The sequence below is a fragment of the Bradyrhizobium monzae genome (assembly GCF_021458635.1).
Taxonomy (GTDB): domain Bacteria; phylum Pseudomonadota; class Alphaproteobacteria; order Rhizobiales; family Xanthobacteraceae; genus Bradyrhizobium.
In genome coordinates, this window is record NZ_JAIRDQ010000015.1 from 92,556 (window position 1) to 108,665 (window position 16,110).

The window sequence follows — 16,110 nt, forward strand, 5'->3', positions numbered from 1 at the left end:
GGGCTGGGACGGAGCGTTCAATTCAGCGAGGGATTGCGCGGGCGGTAGCCGCCATCCTTGTTCTTGATGAAGATCTCGGCGACCTGCGAATGCCGGATCGGCTCGCCGGACTCGTCGGCCAGCAGGTTCTGCTCGGACACGTAGGCGACGTACTCGGACTCCGCGTTCTCCGCGAGCAGATGATAGAACGGTTGATCCTTGTGAGGCCGCACCTCCTCGGGGATCGACAGCCACCACTCCTCGGTGTTGTTGAATTCCGGATCGATGTCGAAAATCACCCCCCGGAACGAGAAGATCCGGTGGCGAACGACCTGTCCGATCTGGAATTTGGCGGTCCGCGTTTTAATCATTCCCCGTCGATAGACCAGGATTGTGGCCGATGCTAGTGCCCTCGGTTGCAATTAACGTCCGGTTAAGGGGCGGATAGCCCCCAGGTCTTCAGAAAACACTTCATCAATGGTCGATATCCTCAATCTGGCACTACCTTATTTTGGCTTGATCTTCGTCGGATTCGCGTGTGGCAAGGCCAAGTCGCTACCGGAATCGGGCCTCGCCTGGATGAACTTCTTCCTGCTCTACGTATCGCTGCCGGCGCTGCTGTTTGCGATCATGTCGAAGACGCCGTTCTCGGAATTGAACAACCCGCCGTTCCTGGTCGCGACCACGCTGTCGACGGTCGCGGCGTTCACGCTGGCGCTGCTCGTCGGCAAGGTGCTCGGCGGCTTGACGCTGCGCGAAGCGACACTTGCGGGCCTCTCCGGCGGTTACGGCAACATAGGCTACATGGGGCCGGGGCTGGCGCTGGCCGTGCTCGGGCCGAAGGCGTCGGCGCCGACGGCGCTGATCTTCTGCTGCGACAGCATCTTCCTGTTCACGATCGTGCCGCTGCTGATCGAGCTGTCCGACCGCGACCATCCCTCGCTGGTCCATGCCTTCGGTGTCGTGCTGAAGCAGATCGTGCTTAACCCGCTGATCATGTCGGCCTGCTTTGGCGCAGCCGTCGCCGCGCTCCATATCGAGCTGCCGGTGGCGCTCGACCGCACCATCACCTTCCTGCAGAACGCGGCCGCTCCGACTGCGCTGTTCGTGCTCGGCGTGACCGTGGCGCTGCGCCCGTTCGACCGGGTGCCCTGGGAAGTGCCGGGCGTGATCGCGGTCAAACTCCTGATCCATCCGCTCGCGGCGTTCGGCCTGATGCTGGCGTTCGGTCCGTTCGCACAGCCCTGGGCCGCGACCGCCATCCTGATGGCCTCGCTGCCGCCGGCGCTGAATGTGTTCGTGATCGCCCGTCAGAACGATGCCTGGATCGAATCTGCCTCCGTCGCGGTGCTGCTTGGAACGTTCGCATCCGTGATCACGCTGACCAGCGTGATGTGGTTGCTCCAGACCGGCCGGCTGGTGTTTCCGTAAATGTGAGTTGCGACAAATTATTTGCGCCAGGTCGGCGTCAGCCCCTCGCGCATCGCAAACCGACGGAGCGGGCCGATGGCGCCGAGCAGGTGCATGCCGACGGCGCGGACCGGCTGCAGCGGCAGGAAGTCGTTGAGCAGCGAGCGATTGGCGATATCGATCGCAAAGGTCCGGCTCAGAATGTCCGGACGCCGCGCCCGGTCGTAGCGCTTGAGCACGTCGACCGCGCCGGGATCGTGGCCGGCGGCGACGGCTTCGCCAGCTAGCCTCGCAATGTCGGCAGCGTCCCGCAGACCGAGATTGAGGCCCTGGGCACCGATCGGAGGAACCACGTGGGCGGCTTCGCCGACCAGCGCGATGCGGTCGCGCGCGAAGGAGTGCGGGCGTTCGATCGCCAGCGGGAACAAATTGCGGCCGGGCTCGACCGTCATCCGGCCGAGGATGGAATGCGACTGCTTCTCGATCGCGGCGGAGAGCTCTTCGTCGCTCAAGCCGCGAAGCCGCTCGGCCTCCGCGGGCGCCGAGACCCAGACGATGCTGGAGCGGTTGCCGGGCAGGGGCACGAACACGCAGGGGCCGTGAGGTGTGTGGAACTCGGTCGAAACGTTGCGGTGCGGGCGGGCATGGCTGACGTTGAAGGTCAGCGCCGTCTGCGTCAGGTCGCGCCGCGTCACAGCAATGCCGGCGGCCTCCCGGCACAGCGAGTGCCGGCCGTCGGCGCCGACCACGAGCCGCGCGGTCAGGAATTGTCCGGACGCCGTGCGGATTGCGACGTCATCGGCTTCGATGACGACGTTCTCGGCCTCGTCGTCGAAACGGACGAGGTTGGGAAGCTCGGCCGCGCGCGCCTCGAGCGCCAGCATCAGCGAGCGGTTGTCGATGTTGTAGCCGAACGCGTCGAGCGCGATCTCATGACAGGAGAACCGGACCTCCGGTGCGCGGAACAGCCGCCCGGTGTCGTCGACGAGGCGCATGACCTCGAGCGCTGCCGCCTTGTCCTTGCAGCGGGTCCAGACGCCGAGGTTTTCCAGGAGCTCGACGGAGGCACCCAACAGCGCGGTGGTGCGATTGTCGGCATAGGGCAGGCGCCGCGCCAGCAGCGCGGTCCGCGCGCCGGCCTGGGCCAGTGCAATTGCTGCCGCAAGGCCTGCCGGTCCGCCGCCGATAACACTGCCGTCAAAGAGTGTGGATGCGTCTGTCATGGAACGACATTTGACACGCCCGGCGGCAAATTCAAGCCCACCTATTTTGCCTGCTTTTATGACGAATTGCGCCACCCAATGCTGCGACGGCGGATGTGCAAACCGGTCCCGTTCTGGTAGCAGAAGCCATGGAAACCCAGATGGACAGCCAAGAGGATTCCCTCAAGCCGAAACCAGCGATCCGAGCCGCGGCGTTTTCGGTGCACATCTTCACCGCCTTCGGCGCCGCGATCGCGCTATTGGCGATGCTGGAGGCGGTGCGCGAGCACTGGGCGGCGATGTTCGGCTGGCTGGGCGTCGCCCTGATCATCGACGCGATCGACGGGCCGATCGCGCGCCGGCTCGACGTCAAGAACGTGCAGCCGAACTGGTCGGGCGACGTGCTCGACCTCGTCGTCGACTTCGTTACCTATGTCTTCGTGCCGGCCTATGCGATCGTGGCGAGCGGTCTGTTGCTGCCGGTGGCGGCGCCCTTGCTCGGCATCGCCATCATCGTCACCAGCGCATTATACTTCGCCGATCTGCGCATGAAGGCGGATGACAATCATTTCCGCGGCTTTCCGGCGCTGTGGAATGCGGCGGCGTTCTATTTGTTCCTGCTGCACTGGCCGCCGCTGTCGTCGACGCTGCTGGTCGCGGCGCTGGTGGTGCTGACCTTCGTGCCGTTCCACGTCCTGCATCCGGTTCGGGTCGTGCGGCTTCGCTGGCTGACGATGTCGCTGATTGCGGTGTGGTCGTTGCTCGGGCTCTATGCGCTGGAGATGGATTTTCGCGTCGGCACCGGCGTGACGATTGCGCTCTGCGCGATCGCGCTCTGGATTGCGTTCAGCGACGCGTTGATTCGCCTGGCAAGGTCCCTCGCATGATGCATTTGCTGACCAGCCCCGAGGCCTGGGCCGCCCTGCTGACCTTGACCTCGCTCGAGATCGTGCTTGGCATCGACAACGTCATCTTCCTGTCGGTGATCGTCTCGCGCATCCCCGAGCCGCGGGCCCAGCGCGCCCGCCAGATCGGGCTGGCGCTGGCGCTGGTGTTCCGCATCATCCTGCTCAGCGTGCTGGTCTGGCTGATCGGCCTGACCGCGCCGGTGTTTTCGTTTGCGGGATACGGCTTCGCGTGGCGCGACCTGATCCTGATCGGCGGCGGCCTGTTCCTGATCGCGAAGGCGACGCACGAGATTCACGCCGAGGTCGAGGTCGATGACGGCGAGGAGAACGATCAATCCGGCGGCAGCGCCTTCTTCTGGGTGATCGTCCAGATCATCGTCATCGACATCGTGTTCTCGCTGGACTCGATCATCACCGCGATCGGCATGGCACAGGACATCGAGATCATGATCGCGGCTGTCGTGATCGCCTGCCTGATCATGTACATTTCGTCGGGACCGGTGGCGCGATTCGTCGCAGAACATCCGACCACGAAAATGCTGGCGCTGGCGTTCCTGGTGCTGATCGGCGTCGCCCTGGTTGCGGACGGATTCAAATTCCACATTCCGCGCGGCTATATCTACTTCGCGATTGCGTTCTCGGCGGCGGTGGAGTTCTTCAACGTGCTGGCGAAGAGCAACCGCAAGAAGGCCAGTCAACCGTCCGTCTAGCCGCTCCAATTTGGGTCGAGTTGACAAGGCGGGCGCTATGTCTTTCGCTGGCCTTGGAGAAGAGGAGGTCAGGTGATGACCAAAGCCGTCCGTGTGCACAAGGTCGGAGGCCCCGAAGCGCTGGTCTATGAGAGCGTCGAGGTCCCGGCGCCGGGACCAGGCGAAGTGCGCATCCGCCAGCACGCGGTCGGCCTCAACTTCATCGACGTCTATTACCGCACCGGCCTCTACAAGGCGCCGGGCCTGCCCTTCATTGCCGGCAACGAGGCCTCGGGCGAGGTCTTGGCCGTCGGGCCTGGCGTGACGAATTTCCATCCCGGCGACCGCGTCGCCTACTACCACAATCTCGGTGCGTATACGAGCGAGCGCAACATCCCCTGGGAGAAGCTGGTCAAGCTGCCCGACCACATCACCCACGAGCAGGGCGCGGTGCTGATGCTCAAGGGGCTGACCGTCTGGTATCTCCTGCACAAGACCTTCAAGGTCGAGCCGCATCATCGCGTGCTGATTCACGCCGCTGCCGGCGGTATCGGCCTGCTCGCCTGCCAATGGGCGAGGGCGCTGGGGGCCCACGTCATCGGAACCGTCGGTTCGCGCGAGAAGGCCGAGCTTGCAGAAGCCAATGGCTGCGACCACGTCATCCTCTACAACGAGGAAGACTTCGTCGCGCGCGTCAAACAAATCAGCCGCAACGAGGGCTGCGACGTCGTCTATGACGGCGTCGGCAAGGCTACCTTCCCGGGCTCGCTGTCGTGCCTGAAGCCGCGCGGCATGTTCGTTTCTTTTGGTAACGCCTCGGGGCCCGTGCCGCCGTTCTCGATCGCCGAGCTGAACAATCACGGTTCGCTGTTTGCGACGCGGCCGAAACTCAACGATTATGTCGGCACCCGCAAGGAACTGCTGGAAGGCGCCGACACGCTGTTTTCCGCCGTCATCAACGGCAAGCTGCACGTGCCGATCAACCACGCCTATGCCCTCAAGGACGCCGCCAAGGCCCATATCGATCTCGAAAGCCGCAACACGACCGGCGCGTCGATTTTGAAGCCGTAGCTCTGCCGTCATTGCGAGCGAAGCGAAGCAATCCAGAAATCCCTCCTCGGAGGCAGTCTGGATTGCTTCGTCGCTTCGCTCCTCGCAATGACGGGTCCTAGGCCACCCGTCTCGCCGCGCCGGCCTTGGTCAAGATACCGTCGAGACAATCGATCATCTCGGCGATCTCTGCCCTCGTGACGTTCAGCGCCGGCATGAAGCGCAGCGTGTCGAGTTGCGGGGCGTTGAGGAGAACGCCGGCCTCGAACGCTTGCGCGACGATGCCGGGCGCGATCGGCAGCTTGAGGTCGAGCGCGAGCAGCAGCCCGCGTCCCCGCACGCCGCCGAGGCCGTGTCGCGCCGAGACCTTTTGCAGCTCGCTTTCGAGCAGCAGGCCGGTCTCGGTGACCGCCTTCAGGAACTCGGGCTTGCCAACCTCCTCGAGCACCGCAAGGCCAGCCGCGCACATCACCGGGTTGCCGTTAAACGTGCCGCCCTGGTCGCCGTGCTCGAAGCAGGAGGCGCGTTCGGTCGCGAGCAGCGCTGCGAGCGGCACGCCGCCGCCGATGCCCTTGCCGAGCGTCATGATGTCGGGCGCGATGCCAGCGTGCTCATAGTGGAAGAGCTTTCCGGTCCGGCCCATGCCGGTCTGGATCTCGTCGAAAATGAGCAGCAGGCCGTGCGTTTCGGTGAGCGTGCGCAGCTCCCGGAGGAACGCGTCGGTCGCCGGCCACACACCGGACTCGCCCTGGATCGGCTCGAGCATCACCGCGACGGTGTTGCTGCCGATCAGCGTCTCGACCGAGGCGATGTCGTTGAGCTTTGCCTTCTTGAAGCCGGCGACCTTCGGCTCGAACAGCGGCTCGAACGCCTTCTTGCCCGAGGCGGACATCGTCGCCAGCGTCCGTCCGTGGAAGCCGCCCTCGAGCGTGATGATCTCGAACGCGCCGTTCTTGTGCAGGCAGCCGTATTTGCGCGCGAGCTTGATCGCGCCCTCGTTGGCCTCAGCGCCGGAATTGGCGAAGAACACCTGGTCGAACGCGCTGTTGGTGACGAGGGCCTGCGCGAGCTTGAGGCTCGGCTCGTTGTAAAAGGCCGGGCTCGGTGTGAGCAACCGCTTGGCCTGCGACGTCAACGCATCCGCAATCGCCGGCGGGGAGTGGCCGAGGCAGTTCACGGCCCAGCCCTGCACGAAATCGAGATAGCGCTTGCGGCTGTCGTCCCAGAGGTATGAGCCGGCGCCACGGACGAACACGGCCTTGGGCCGTGCGGTGATGTCCATCAGCGCGTCATACGGATGGGTGGCGGTGGTCATGTCGGACTCCTCGTGAGGCAGGGGCGGGTGAAAAAGGAACGCGAAATGCAAGAAGGCCGCACTTTGCGGGTGCGGCCTTCTCGAAAACTGTGCTGAATTTACTGGTTCAGCGGCGTCGTCGGACATGGCGCAACCCATCATCGTCGCGGGAGCGACGACGCATGGCCTGGCGCAGATGGGTCCGAGAATTGATCATGGGACGGGTCCGTACAGCTGAATGGCAGGGCTTGTCAAGCGGGCGTTTTGCAGAACACCCGCTCGGCGTGCATCGGTCAGGCGGCATCGCGCGACAGACACGAGGATGCACCATGATTTCACACATCATCGTTAGTCTGCGGGAGCGCTGCGTGATGACGTTGTGCTAAAGCGAGACCCGAGCATCCCTATGGAAACCATCACGCCTCTAGCGCGTTTGTGATGTCGGAGCGTGAATTGGTTCGAACCGGACATGTTACCGGGGAGACCAACCGGCACGGGACCAACCAGACAGTTTTCAGCCTTGTCCGAAACGCCTTATCCGATCGACCTCGACAGCATTCGCGGCGCGTTTCCGCCGGGCATCGAGGCGCCGCCTTTGCTGCTGGATTTTGCCGGCTGGCTGAATGGGCGCGCCTGGGGCAGCGTCGGCTGTTTCTCGCTGCAAGGCCAGTTCTCCGACCACGCCCCGATCTTCGACGGCAGTCCCTTGCGCGACCGCTTCGCGTTGTTCATGCGCCTGCCGGACGGTTCGGCCGTCGGCGGCTGGTACGGCGCCGGGCTCGATCGCGACGATCCTCCGATCGTGGGATTGGGCTCGGAGGGCGACTACGAACTGCTCGCGCCGTCCCTTGACGCGTTGCTTGCTAAACTGACGGCGCAGCAATTCGACAAGGCCTGGCACGATCTGCGGCCGCACGACGAGGTCGAGCCTCAGACCGTCGAGCTTGCGCAATGGCTCGCCCGACGGCCGGCGGGCGAACCGGTGCTATCAGAGGATGGCGTATTCGAGCTGCCCGACTTCCGTGGCTTCGTCGAGAAGTGGAGCCGGGATCGCGAGGAATTCTGGGCCAATCACCGCCTGATGGCCGAGCTCGGCTGGCGGCTTGCCGCGCATCTGCCGAAGGGCAAGAACGCCTGGGACAAGACGCATTTCGAGGTCGCGATCGTCGGCAAGCAGTACGAGGCGCGCGTCCTGTCGCGCGGACCGCAGCCGTTCGAGGAGGCCGCTTCGATCGAATCCCTGCTGCGCGACCTGCGTGACGAGATGCGCCGCGCGCAGCCGGAGCTCGGGCTGTGGTACGCGATGAAATTCGGCCTCTATGCCGACGGCCGCGTCATGCCGAACTTCGAATACGATGTGCGCCCGACCATCGAGGGCGAGCCGGCAAAGCTGGCCGAAGCTCAGTCCGATCTCGCCCGCGCCCCGCGCCCGGAGCGCTGGGTGCCGAAATGGCTGGCGGAGGCGTAGACCAGCGACGCTACGCGCTCGCTTGTGAGCTGGATGATCTCACGTGTACATTCGCAAAAGGCCGTCATGCCCGGGCTTGTCCCGGGCATCCACGTTCTTCGAACTGCGCGTTAAGGCATGGATGGCCGGGACGAGCCCGGCCATGACGCTGCGGGGAATTGGGGTGCGTGAACGACTTCAGAACCCAGCGACGCTGCCGTGCAGATCGTACTGGTCCGCGCGCTCGATCTTCGCCGTGACGATCTCGCCGACGCGCAGCGGGCGGCGGCTGGTGAGATAGACTGCGCCGTCGATCTCGGGCGCATCGGCCTTGGAGCGGCCCTTGGCCACCGTCGGGCCGACCTCGTCGATGATGATCTGCTGGCGCGTGCCGACCTTGCGCTTCAGCCTGCGCGCCGAGATCTTCTGCTGGCGGGCCATCAGCGCGTTGTAGCGTTCCTGCTTGATCTCGGCGGGCACTGCACCTTCGAGCGCATTCGACGTCGCACCCGCAACCGGCTCGTATTTGAAGCAGCCGAGCCGATCGATCTCGGCCTCGTCGAGCCAATCGAGCAGATAGGCGAAGTCGGCATCGGTCTCGCCGGGGAAGCCGACGATGAAGGTCGAGCGCAGCGCGAGATCGGGACATTCCTCACGCCAGCGCTTGATGCGCGCCAGCGTCTTGTCCTGGGCGGCCGGGCGCTTCATCGCCTTCAGCACGTCTGGGCTCGCATGCTGGAACGGGATGTCGAGATAGGGCAGCACCTTGCCCTCGTTCATCAGCGCGATGACCTCGTCGACATGCGGGTAGGGATAGACATATTGCAGCCGGACCCAGGCGCCGAGTTCGCCGAGCTCGCGGGCGAGGTCGAGGAATTTGGCGCGGACCTGGCGATCCTTCCACGGGCTCTCGGCGTATTTGAGATCGACGCCATAGGCCGAAGTGTCCTGCGAGATCACCAGCAGCTCCTTGACGCCGGCGCCGACCAGGCGCTCGGCCTCGCGCAGAACGTCGTCGGCCGGACGCGAGACCAGGTCGCCACGCAGCTTCGGGATGATGCAGAAGGTGCAGCGGTTGTTGCAGCCCTCGGAGATCTTCAGATAGGCGTAGTGGCGCGGCGTGAGCTTGATGCCCTGCGGCGGCACCAGGTCGAGATGCGGATTGTGGGCGGGCGGCAGCGCACGATGCACGGCATCCAGCACGCTCTCATATTGCTGCGGGCCGGTGATCGAGAGCACGCCGGGATAGGCCTCTTCGATCTGCTCGGGCTCGGCGCCCATGCAGCCGGTCACGATCACCTTGCCGTTCTCGGCCATGGCCTCGCCGATCGCCGAGAGCGATTCCTGCTTGGCACTGTCGAGGAAGCCGCAGGTGTTGACGATGACGATGTCGGCTCCGTCATGCTTGCGGGCGAGCTCATAGCCCTCGGCGCGCAGGCGCGTGATGATGCGCTCGGAATCCACCAATGCCTTGGGGCAACCGAGTGACACGAAGCTGACCTTGGGCGCAGCCGTCTGATCCATATCCAAATCTGCCTGATTGACGGGCTTGAGCTAGTCCCAATTGCTCATAATTACAACCCTTTGCATCGGCGTCCGGCATGCTATGGATGAATCGCCGGGTTGCGAGTGAGCTATGAGCGCCGAACAGTCGCCCAAAATCGTGATTGTCGACGAAAGCCCGATCCGGGCCGCGATCCTCGAGGAGGGGCTGCGCGAGGCCGGATTCACGCAAATCGTCCATATCCGCGAGATGCAGAGTCTGCTCGCCCGTATTTATGCGGTGGACCCTGACATCATCCTGATCGATCTGGAGAACCCCAGCCGCGACGTGCTGGAGGCGATGTTCCAGGTCAGCCGCGCCGTGAAGCGGCCGATCGCGATGTTCGTCGATCAGAGCGATTCATCTTCGATTCAGGCCTCCGTGGAGGCAGGGGTGTCCGCCTACATCGTCGACGGGTTGAAGAAGGAGCGCATCAAGCCGATCCTCGACCTCTGCGTGTCGCGCTTCAACGCTTTCGCCAAACTCCAGGAGGAGCTGGAGCGGACCAAGTCGCAGCTCGAGGACCGCAAGATCATCGAGAAGGCCAAGGGCATCCTGATGAGGGTCAAGGGCCTCAACGAGGACGAAGCCTATGTGCTGCTGCGCTCCACCGCCATGCGCGAGAAGAAGAAAATCGGCGAGATCGCGCAGTCGATCATTACCGCGTCGGAGATGCTGAAATGACCGCTCCGCTTCGCATTGGATTCATCCCGCTGGTCGATGCCGCCGCCCTGATCGTCGCCGTCGACAAGGGCTTTGCCGCGGCCGAAGGGCTCGAGGTCGAGCTAGTGCGCGAGGTGTCCTGGTCCAACGTGCGCGACAAGCTCAACATCGGCCTGTTCGACGCCGCGCATCTGCTCGCGCCCGTGGCGATTGCGTCCTCGCTCGGGCTCGGTCACGTCAAGGTGCCGATCGCAGCGCCCTTCAATCTCGGCATCAACGGCAACGCGATCACGGTGTCGCCGGCGCTGCACGCCGCGCTGATGGAGGAGATCGACGGCGACCGTTTTGATCCGCTCGCGACCGCAAAGGCGCTGGCGAAGGTGGTGGCCAAGCGGCGCAAGGCGGGCGCCGATCCGCTCACCTTCGGCATGACCTTTCCGTTCTCGACCCACAATTACCAGTTGCGGTTCTGGATGGCGGCGGCCGGCGTCGACCCCGACGAGGACGTGCGTCTCGTCGTGCTGCCGCCGCCCTTTATGGTCGACAGTCTCGCCAACGGTCATGTCGATGCGTTCTGTGTCGGCGCGCCCTGGAATTCGGTCGCGGTCGATCTCGGCATCGGCCACATCCTGCATTTCGTTTCCGACATCCTGGTGCGCGCGGCTGAGAAGGTGCTGGCTGTGCGCCAGGTCTGGGCCGACAAGCACCCGGACGTCGTCGCGAGCCTGGTGCGCGCGGCCGTGAAGGGGGCCGAGTTCATCGAGCAGCCCGCAAATCTCGCGGAGGCCACGCAGCTGCTCGCGCGGTCCGAGCGGATCGGTGTCGATGCCGAAGTGATCCAGCGCTCGCTTACCGGGCGCCTGAAGATCTCGCCTGACGGCGCGGTGCGCGAGAGCGGCCGCTATCTTTTGGTGGGACGCGAAGGGGCAGGGCGTCCGGATCCTGTCCAGGCCGCGTGGCTCTACGCCCAGATGGTGCGCTGGGGACAGACGGCGCTCAGCCCGGAGGCGCTCAGGACGGCCATGGCCGTGTTCCGGTCGGACCTCTATGACGCCGCCTTGGGACGGAACGGAGAAGGTCAACCCAGCACGCCGTTTGGCGCCTTTGCCGGACCGGCCTTCGACCCCAGGGACATCAGCGGCTATCTGGCCTCTTTCGAGGTCGGACGGCGGACGCTTTAGTGTCTGCCTAAAAAATAAGCATCTTGATTCGAAGCTTATTCTTTGGGCCATTGCTGCCCGAAGCAGCATGAATTTTGATCCACTTCATGCGCTGCACACAAACCTAACGCACTGATTCCACGTCGCTTTGCAGTTTATGCTGCGTTGGCACACGTCTTGAATAGGAGTTTCCGAGCTGCCCGGCGTGGGCGCCGGCGGCTCCAGATCCATGGTGGATTTCCGCAGCAACGAAGCTGATCGGATCGTTCCGGGTTCCGGCTGGGCGCTTAGGCGCCTTCAACCGGCTCCCAGCGATCGACGTCCGTTCAACCCGTTGACGCCGCCTGCGCGCGGCAAGCTGGAGCTTCGATATGGATTACGCGAAACCCTCTGATGTCGTGACCGCGATGGTCGATGCCAGCCTGAAGAAGTTGGCGCTCGCCCCGCGCGACATCATGATCCGCGGCGCGATTTCAGGCGCGCTGCTCGGCGCCGCCACAACGCTCGCCTTCTCCGGCGCCCTCACTACTGGCCAGCCTCTCGTCGGCGCGCTGATCTTTCCCGTCAGCCTCGTGATGATCGTGCTGCTGGGCCTCGAGCTCGTCACGGGCAGCTTCGCCATCGTTCCGCTCGCGCACCTCGAAGGCAAGGCGAGCTGGAATGCGGTGATCGCCAACTGGTCCTGGGTCTTCGTCGCCAATCTGCTCGGCAGCCTCGCCTTCGGCGCGCTGATCGCGATTGCGCTCACGAACATGGGCAAGGTCGAAGTCGCCGGCGTCGCCGCCCGCATCGTTGCGGTGGCCGAAGCCAAGACCATCGGAAACGCAGCGATCGGCACCGCCGGCATGGTCTCGGTCTTCGTCAAGGCGATCCTCTGCAACTGGCTGGTCTGCCTCGGCGTCGTCATGGCGATGACCTCGACCTCCACGGTCGGCAAGATCGCGGCGACCTGGCTGCCGATCTTCCTGTTCTTCGCGCTCGGCTTCGAGCACGCGGTCGTCAACATGTTCGTCATCCCGACCGGCATGCTGCTCGGTGCCAAGGTCAGTCTCTCGGATTGGTGGCTGTGGAATCAGATCCCGGTGACGCTCGGCAATCTCGTCGGCGGCTTCGTCTTCACCGGCCTCGCACTCTACGCGACGTACAAGCCCGCCGAGCCCGCGGCCGATGTGGCGCAGGTCGCGGTCCAGGCAGCAGAGTAGGTCCATTCAGCCCATGAAACTCGATACAGCACCCACGGCCGATTTCTCCGACGAGCAGAAGCGCTATCTCGAAGGTTTCATGTCCGGCATGCAGGTCGGACGTGTCGGGCGCGCCTTTGCTAACGGCGGTGCGCCTGCGGCCAACGCTCCTTCCGAGCCGACGGGGCCGGACGCTGCGGCGATCAAGGCGCAGGACAAGCTCACGGCGGCGGGCAAGAAGCTCGCCGACCAGGAGAAGTTCAAGCGCGAGATGCATCCGTTCGATGCCTATGACCGCTTGAAGGACCAGGCGCGCAACAACGCCAATCCGACGCCGGCGGACAATTTCCGCTGGCGCTATTACGGCATCTTCTGGGTGGCGCCGGCGCAGACCTCCTACATGGCGCGCCTGCGTATTCCCAACGGCATCCTGAAGCACTGGCAGATGTCGGGCTTGGCCGACCTCGCCGAAAGCTGCGGCGGCGGCTACACCCACGTCACCACCCGCGCCAACTTCCAGATCCGCGAGATCGAGCCGAAGAACGCAGTCGCGCTGATCGAGGGCGTCCAGGACATCGGCCTGTGCTCGCGCGGTGCAGGCGCCGACAACATCCGCAACGTCACGGGCACGCCGACGGCCGGCATCGATCCGCAGGAGCTGCTCGACACGCGTCCCTATGCGCGCGAGTGGCACTACCACATCCTCAACGACCGCTCGCTGTTCGGCTTGCCGCGCAAGTTCAACGTTGCCTTCGACGGCGCCGGCAAGATCGCCGCGCTGGAGGAGACCAACGACATCGCTTTCACCGCGGTCGAGGTGAAGGACGGCTTTGGCGTCGAACCCGGAATCTGGTTCAAGCTCGGCCTCGGCGGCATCACCGGCCACAAGGATTTTGCGAAATACTCCGGCATCGTCGTTCGTCCTGACGAGGCGACCGCTGTTGCCGATGCCATCGTGCGCGTCTTCATCGAGCATGGCGACCGCACCAACCGCAACAAGGCGCGGCTGAAATATGTGCTCGACAACATGGGACACGATAGCTTCCTCAAGCTGGTCGAGGAGCAGCTCAAGAAGCCGTTCACGCGCGTGCCCGCCGAGGCGCTGGCGCCGCGGCCCTTGTCGGATCGCATGGCCCATATCGGCGTCCACAAGCAGAAGCAGGCCGGGCTCAATTGGGTGGGCGTGGCGCTACCGGTCGGCAAGCTCACCTGCGAGCAGATGCGAGGGCTGGCCAGAATCGCGCAGGATCTCGGCGACGGCGATATCCGCCTGACGGTCTGGCAGAACCTGCTGATCTCGGGCGTGCGCGACGAGAATGTCGCGCTCGTCACCGCCGCGGTCGAGAAGCTTGGTCTCGCCACGCAGGTTTCGAATGTCCGCGCCGGCCTGATTGCCTGCACCGGTAATGCCGGCTGCAAGTTCGCGGCCTCCGACACCAAGCGCCATGCCGCCGCGATCGGCGACTGGTGCGACGAGCGTGTCAATCTCGATACGCCGCTCAACATCCATCTGACCGGCTGCCATCACTCCTGCGCGCAGCACTACATCTCCGACATCGGCCTGATCGCGGCCAAGGTGCCGGGTGCGACGGAGGATGACCAGGTCGAGGGCTATCACCTCTTTACCGGCGGCGGCTTCGGTCCCGACGCCGATATCGGGCAGGAGGTTTTTCACGACGTGAAGGCCGAGGATGTGCCGAAGACCGTCGAAGGCCTGCTCAAGGCCTATCTGGCCAACCGCGCCTCGCCCGAAGAGACGTTCCTGACCTTCTCCCGTCGCCATGACGGTGAAGCCCTGCGCAAACTCGCCGATGCGGAAGTAGCAGCATGACCCAGATGTCCGTGCCTCCCAAGATCGAGATCATTCCGGCCAATGCGCCGTTCAGCGAAGGCCAGCGGCTGTGGCTGAACGGCTTTCTCGTCGGCATGCTCGGCCTCGACGGCTCGACGGCGCTGTCGCCGATCGAGAACGGCGTCATGCTGGCGCCGCAGGGCGACGGCGATGACGGCGAGGCACCCTGGCACGATCCGGCGATGGCGATCGCCGACCGCATGAAGCTGGCGGAGGGGCGTCCGCTCCGCCGCCGCATGATGGCCGCGATGGCGCAGCAGGATTGCGGTCAGTGCGGCTACAATTGCGCCGACTATTCGGACTCGATCGCCAACAAGAGCGAAGCGCGCCTCAACCTCTGCGCCCCCGGCGGCAAGGAGACGGCGCGGATGCTCAAGCAGCTGTTCGAGGAGGTCGACAAGGCGCCGGCCGCGAAGCCTGCGGCAGGGGCGACTGAGGCCACGGGTGCACCGGCTGCGCCGGAGGTGAAGGCCGAACTCGGCCGCGCCCGCGAGAATCCGGCCGACGCCACCTTCCTGTCGCGGCGCCTTCTCAACAAAGGCGGCTCGGAGAAGGAGACCTATCACGTCGAGTTCGATCTCTCGGAGAGCAAGCTCGACTACGTCGTGGGCGACAGCTTTGGCGTGTTCGCGCGCAACGATCTCGGCCTCGTCGACCAGATCATCGCGCTGCTCGGGGCGTCCCACACCACCAAGGTCAACAACAAGACGCTGCGCGAGGCGCTGGTCGAGGACGTTTCCCTTTCACCCGCGCCCGATAAGCTGTTCGAGCTGCTCTCCTTCATCACCGGTGGTGCGCAGCGCGAGAAGGCCAGGGCGCTGGCGCAGGGCGAGGATCCCGATGGCGATGCGGCAACGCTCGACGTGATGGCGGCGCTGCAGAAGTTTTCGGGTACGCGACCGCATCCGGAAGCCTTTGTCGAGGCGCTGGAACCGCTGCAGCCGCGGCTCTACTCGATCTCGTCGTCGCACAATGCGACGCCCGGAAAGCTGTCGCTGACGGTGGATTCCGTGCGTTATGTCATCGGCAAACGCAAGCGCCTCGGCGTCGCCTCGACCTTCCTCGGTGAACGCATCAACGAGGGCGACAAGCTCAAGGTCTATGTGCAGAAGGCGCACGGTTTCGGTCTGCCGGAGGATCCGAAGATTCCGGTCATCATGATCGGCCCGGGCACCGGCATTGCGCCGTTCCGCGCTTTCCTGCTCGACCGTAAGGCGACCGGCGCGCAAGGCAAGAACTGGCTGTTCTTCGGCCATCAGCGCAGCGATTGCGATTTCTTCTACCGCGACGAGCTCAACGCGATGAAGACCTCGGGCCTTCTGACGCGCCTGTCGCTCGCCTGGTCGCGTGACGGCGAGAAGAAGTTTTACGTGCAGGACCGCATGCGCGAGCTCGGCCGCGAGGTCTGGACATGGCTCGCCGAGGGTGCCCATCTCTATATCTGCGGCGATGCCAAGCGCATGGCCAAGGACGTCGAGCGTGCGCTGGTCGACATCGTCGCGCAGTTCGGTGCGCGCTCGACCGACGAGGCCGTCAGTTTTGTCGCCGATCTCAAGAAGAAGGGCCGCTTCCAGGCTGACGTCTACTAAGCCGCGGTGGAAGCTCCATGAATCGCCGGCGCCGCGCAGGGGGCCGGCGGCCGCGTTCTACTGTGCATGGGGTTGTTTTCGCGATTTGGGTTCGATGGGGCTGACGCGCTGTCATCCCGGCGTCATCCGGCCGGTTCCAACCG

14 protein-coding genes are annotated in these 16,110 nt (G+C 64.6%); 10 read left to right on the plus strand and 4 right to left on the minus strand.

The window, feature by feature from the left end:
* Window positions 1-17: 17 nt before the first annotated feature.
* Window positions 18-350 carry a heat shock protein HspQ gene (gene hspQ, locus K3F49_RS36190; protein ID WP_234685644.1) on the minus strand — a complete coding sequence of 111 codons (333 nt, stop codon included), beginning with the start codon at window positions 348-350 and terminating at the stop codon, window positions 18-20.
* A 106-nt stretch (window positions 351-456) separates the two neighbouring features.
* Here hspQ and K3F49_RS36195 point away from each other — a divergent pair, with 106 nt between their 5' ends.
* The gene (locus tag K3F49_RS36195) at window positions 457-1,410 is read left to right on the plus strand and encodes an AEC family transporter (protein WP_234685645.1); all 954 of its coding nucleotides are present in this window, start codon (window positions 457-459) and stop codon (window positions 1,408-1,410) included.
* Window positions 1,411-1,427: 17 nt separating this feature from the next.
* Here K3F49_RS36195 and K3F49_RS36200 read toward each other — a convergent pair whose 3' ends face one another.
* On the minus strand, window positions 1,428-2,612 hold the full coding sequence (locus K3F49_RS36200) for a UbiH/UbiF family hydroxylase (protein WP_234685646.1): 1,185 nt from the start codon (window positions 2,610-2,612) through the stop codon (window positions 1,428-1,430).
* Window positions 2,613-2,752: 140 nt separating this feature from the next.
* On the opposite strand from K3F49_RS36200, the gene pcsA reads away from it, so the two are divergent.
* From pcsA to K3F49_RS36215, 3 genes are all read left to right on the plus strand, one after another.
* Entirely contained in the window at window positions 2,753-3,478 is a 726-nt protein-coding gene (gene pcsA, locus K3F49_RS36205) for a phosphatidylcholine synthase (RefSeq protein ID WP_234685647.1), read from the plus strand.
* Entirely contained in the window at window positions 3,475-4,209 is a 735-nt protein-coding gene (locus tag K3F49_RS36210; RefSeq protein WP_234685648.1) for a TerC family protein, read from the plus strand. The genes pcsA and K3F49_RS36210 overlap by 4 nt, the downstream gene beginning before the upstream one ends.
* 75 nt (window positions 4,210-4,284) lie before the next feature.
* Window positions 4,285-5,259 (plus strand): quinone oxidoreductase family protein, encoded by a 975-nt coding sequence (locus K3F49_RS36215; RefSeq protein ID WP_234685649.1) that lies wholly within the window; start codon window positions 4,285-4,287, stop codon window positions 5,257-5,259.
* 97 nt (window positions 5,260-5,356) lie between these two features.
* On the opposite strand, the gene K3F49_RS36220 is transcribed toward K3F49_RS36215, so the two are convergent.
* The gene (locus K3F49_RS36220; protein ID WP_234685650.1) at window positions 5,357-6,553 is read right to left on the minus strand and encodes an acetylornithine transaminase; all 1,197 of its coding nucleotides are present in this window, start codon (window positions 6,551-6,553) and stop codon (window positions 5,357-5,359) included.
* A 499-nt stretch (window positions 6,554-7,052) separates the two neighbouring features.
* On the opposite strand from K3F49_RS36220, the gene K3F49_RS36225 reads away from it, so the two are divergent.
* Window positions 7,053-8,000: a hypothetical protein gene (locus K3F49_RS36225; RefSeq protein WP_234685651.1), complete on the plus strand. Its 948-nt coding sequence runs from the start codon at window positions 7,053-7,055 to the stop codon at window positions 7,998-8,000.
* Between the two features lie 177 nt (window positions 8,001-8,177).
* On the opposite strand, the gene rimO is transcribed toward K3F49_RS36225, so the two are convergent.
* Window positions 8,178-9,503 (minus strand): 30S ribosomal protein S12 methylthiotransferase RimO, encoded by a 1,326-nt coding sequence (rimO, locus tag K3F49_RS36230; RefSeq protein ID WP_234685652.1) that lies wholly within the window; start codon window positions 9,501-9,503, stop codon window positions 8,178-8,180.
* A gap of 112 nt (window positions 9,504-9,615) precedes the next feature.
* On the opposite strand from rimO, the gene K3F49_RS36235 reads away from it, so the two are divergent.
* The 5 genes from K3F49_RS36235 to K3F49_RS36255 all read left to right on the plus strand — a co-directional run bounded on the left by K3F49_RS36235 (window position 9,616) and on the right by K3F49_RS36255 (window position 15,967).
* Window positions 9,616-10,206, plus strand: coding sequence for an ANTAR domain-containing response regulator (locus K3F49_RS36235; protein WP_234685653.1), 591 nt, complete (start codon window positions 9,616-9,618; stop codon window positions 10,204-10,206).
* Window positions 10,203-11,366: a CmpA/NrtA family ABC transporter substrate-binding protein gene (locus K3F49_RS36240; RefSeq protein WP_234685654.1), complete on the plus strand. Its 1,164-nt coding sequence runs from the start codon at window positions 10,203-10,205 to the stop codon at window positions 11,364-11,366. Before K3F49_RS36235 ends, K3F49_RS36240 begins: the two co-directional genes overlap by 4 nt.
* Window positions 11,367-11,716: 350 nt before the next feature.
* The gene (locus K3F49_RS36245; protein WP_234685655.1) at window positions 11,717-12,547 is read left to right on the plus strand and encodes a formate/nitrite transporter family protein; all 831 of its coding nucleotides are present in this window, start codon (window positions 11,717-11,719) and stop codon (window positions 12,545-12,547) included.
* Window positions 12,548-12,560: 13 nt separating this feature from the next.
* Entirely contained in the window at window positions 12,561-14,357 is a 1,797-nt protein-coding gene (locus K3F49_RS36250; protein WP_234685656.1) for a NirA family protein, read from the plus strand.
* On the plus strand, window positions 14,354-15,967 hold the full coding sequence (locus K3F49_RS36255) for a sulfite reductase subunit alpha (protein WP_234685657.1): 1,614 nt from the start codon (window positions 14,354-14,356) through the stop codon (window positions 15,965-15,967). Before K3F49_RS36250 ends, K3F49_RS36255 begins: the two co-directional genes overlap by 4 nt.
* The last annotated feature ends 143 nt before the right edge of the window (window positions 15,968-16,110 follow it).

Excerpts from the sequence above, each read along its gene's own strand:
- hspQ (WP_234685644.1), bottom strand. The coding sequence starts at position 350 with ATGATTAAAACGCGGACCGCCAAATTCCAGATCGGACAGGTCGTTCGC.
- K3F49_RS36195 (WP_234685645.1), top strand. The coding sequence starts at position 457 with ATGGTCGATATCCTCAATCTGGCACTACCTTATTTTGGCTTGATCTTC.
- K3F49_RS36200 (WP_234685646.1), bottom strand. The coding sequence starts at position 2,612 with ATGACAGACGCATCCACACTCTTTGACGGCAGTGTTATCGGCGGCGGA.
- pcsA (WP_234685647.1), top strand. The coding sequence starts at position 2,753 with ATGGACAGCCAAGAGGATTCCCTCAAGCCGAAACCAGCGATCCGAGCC.
- K3F49_RS36210 (WP_234685648.1), top strand. The coding sequence starts at position 3,475 with ATGATGCATTTGCTGACCAGCCCCGAGGCCTGGGCCGCCCTGCTGACC.
- K3F49_RS36215 (WP_234685649.1), top strand. The coding sequence starts at position 4,285 with ATGACCAAAGCCGTCCGTGTGCACAAGGTCGGAGGCCCCGAAGCGCTG.
- K3F49_RS36220 (WP_234685650.1), bottom strand. The coding sequence starts at position 6,553 with ATGACCACCGCCACCCATCCGTATGACGCGCTGATGGACATCACCGCA.
- rimO (WP_234685652.1), bottom strand. The coding sequence starts at position 9,503 with ATGGATCAGACGGCTGCGCCCAAGGTCAGCTTCGTGTCACTCGGTTGC.
- K3F49_RS36235 (WP_234685653.1), top strand. The coding sequence starts at position 9,616 with ATGAGCGCCGAACAGTCGCCCAAAATCGTGATTGTCGACGAAAGCCCG.
- K3F49_RS36240 (WP_234685654.1), top strand. The coding sequence starts at position 10,203 with ATGACCGCTCCGCTTCGCATTGGATTCATCCCGCTGGTCGATGCCGCC.
- K3F49_RS36245 (WP_234685655.1), top strand. The coding sequence starts at position 11,717 with ATGGATTACGCGAAACCCTCTGATGTCGTGACCGCGATGGTCGATGCC.
- K3F49_RS36250 (WP_234685656.1), top strand. The coding sequence starts at position 12,561 with ATGAAACTCGATACAGCACCCACGGCCGATTTCTCCGACGAGCAGAAG.
- K3F49_RS36255 (WP_234685657.1), top strand. The coding sequence starts at position 14,354 with ATGACCCAGATGTCCGTGCCTCCCAAGATCGAGATCATTCCGGCCAAT.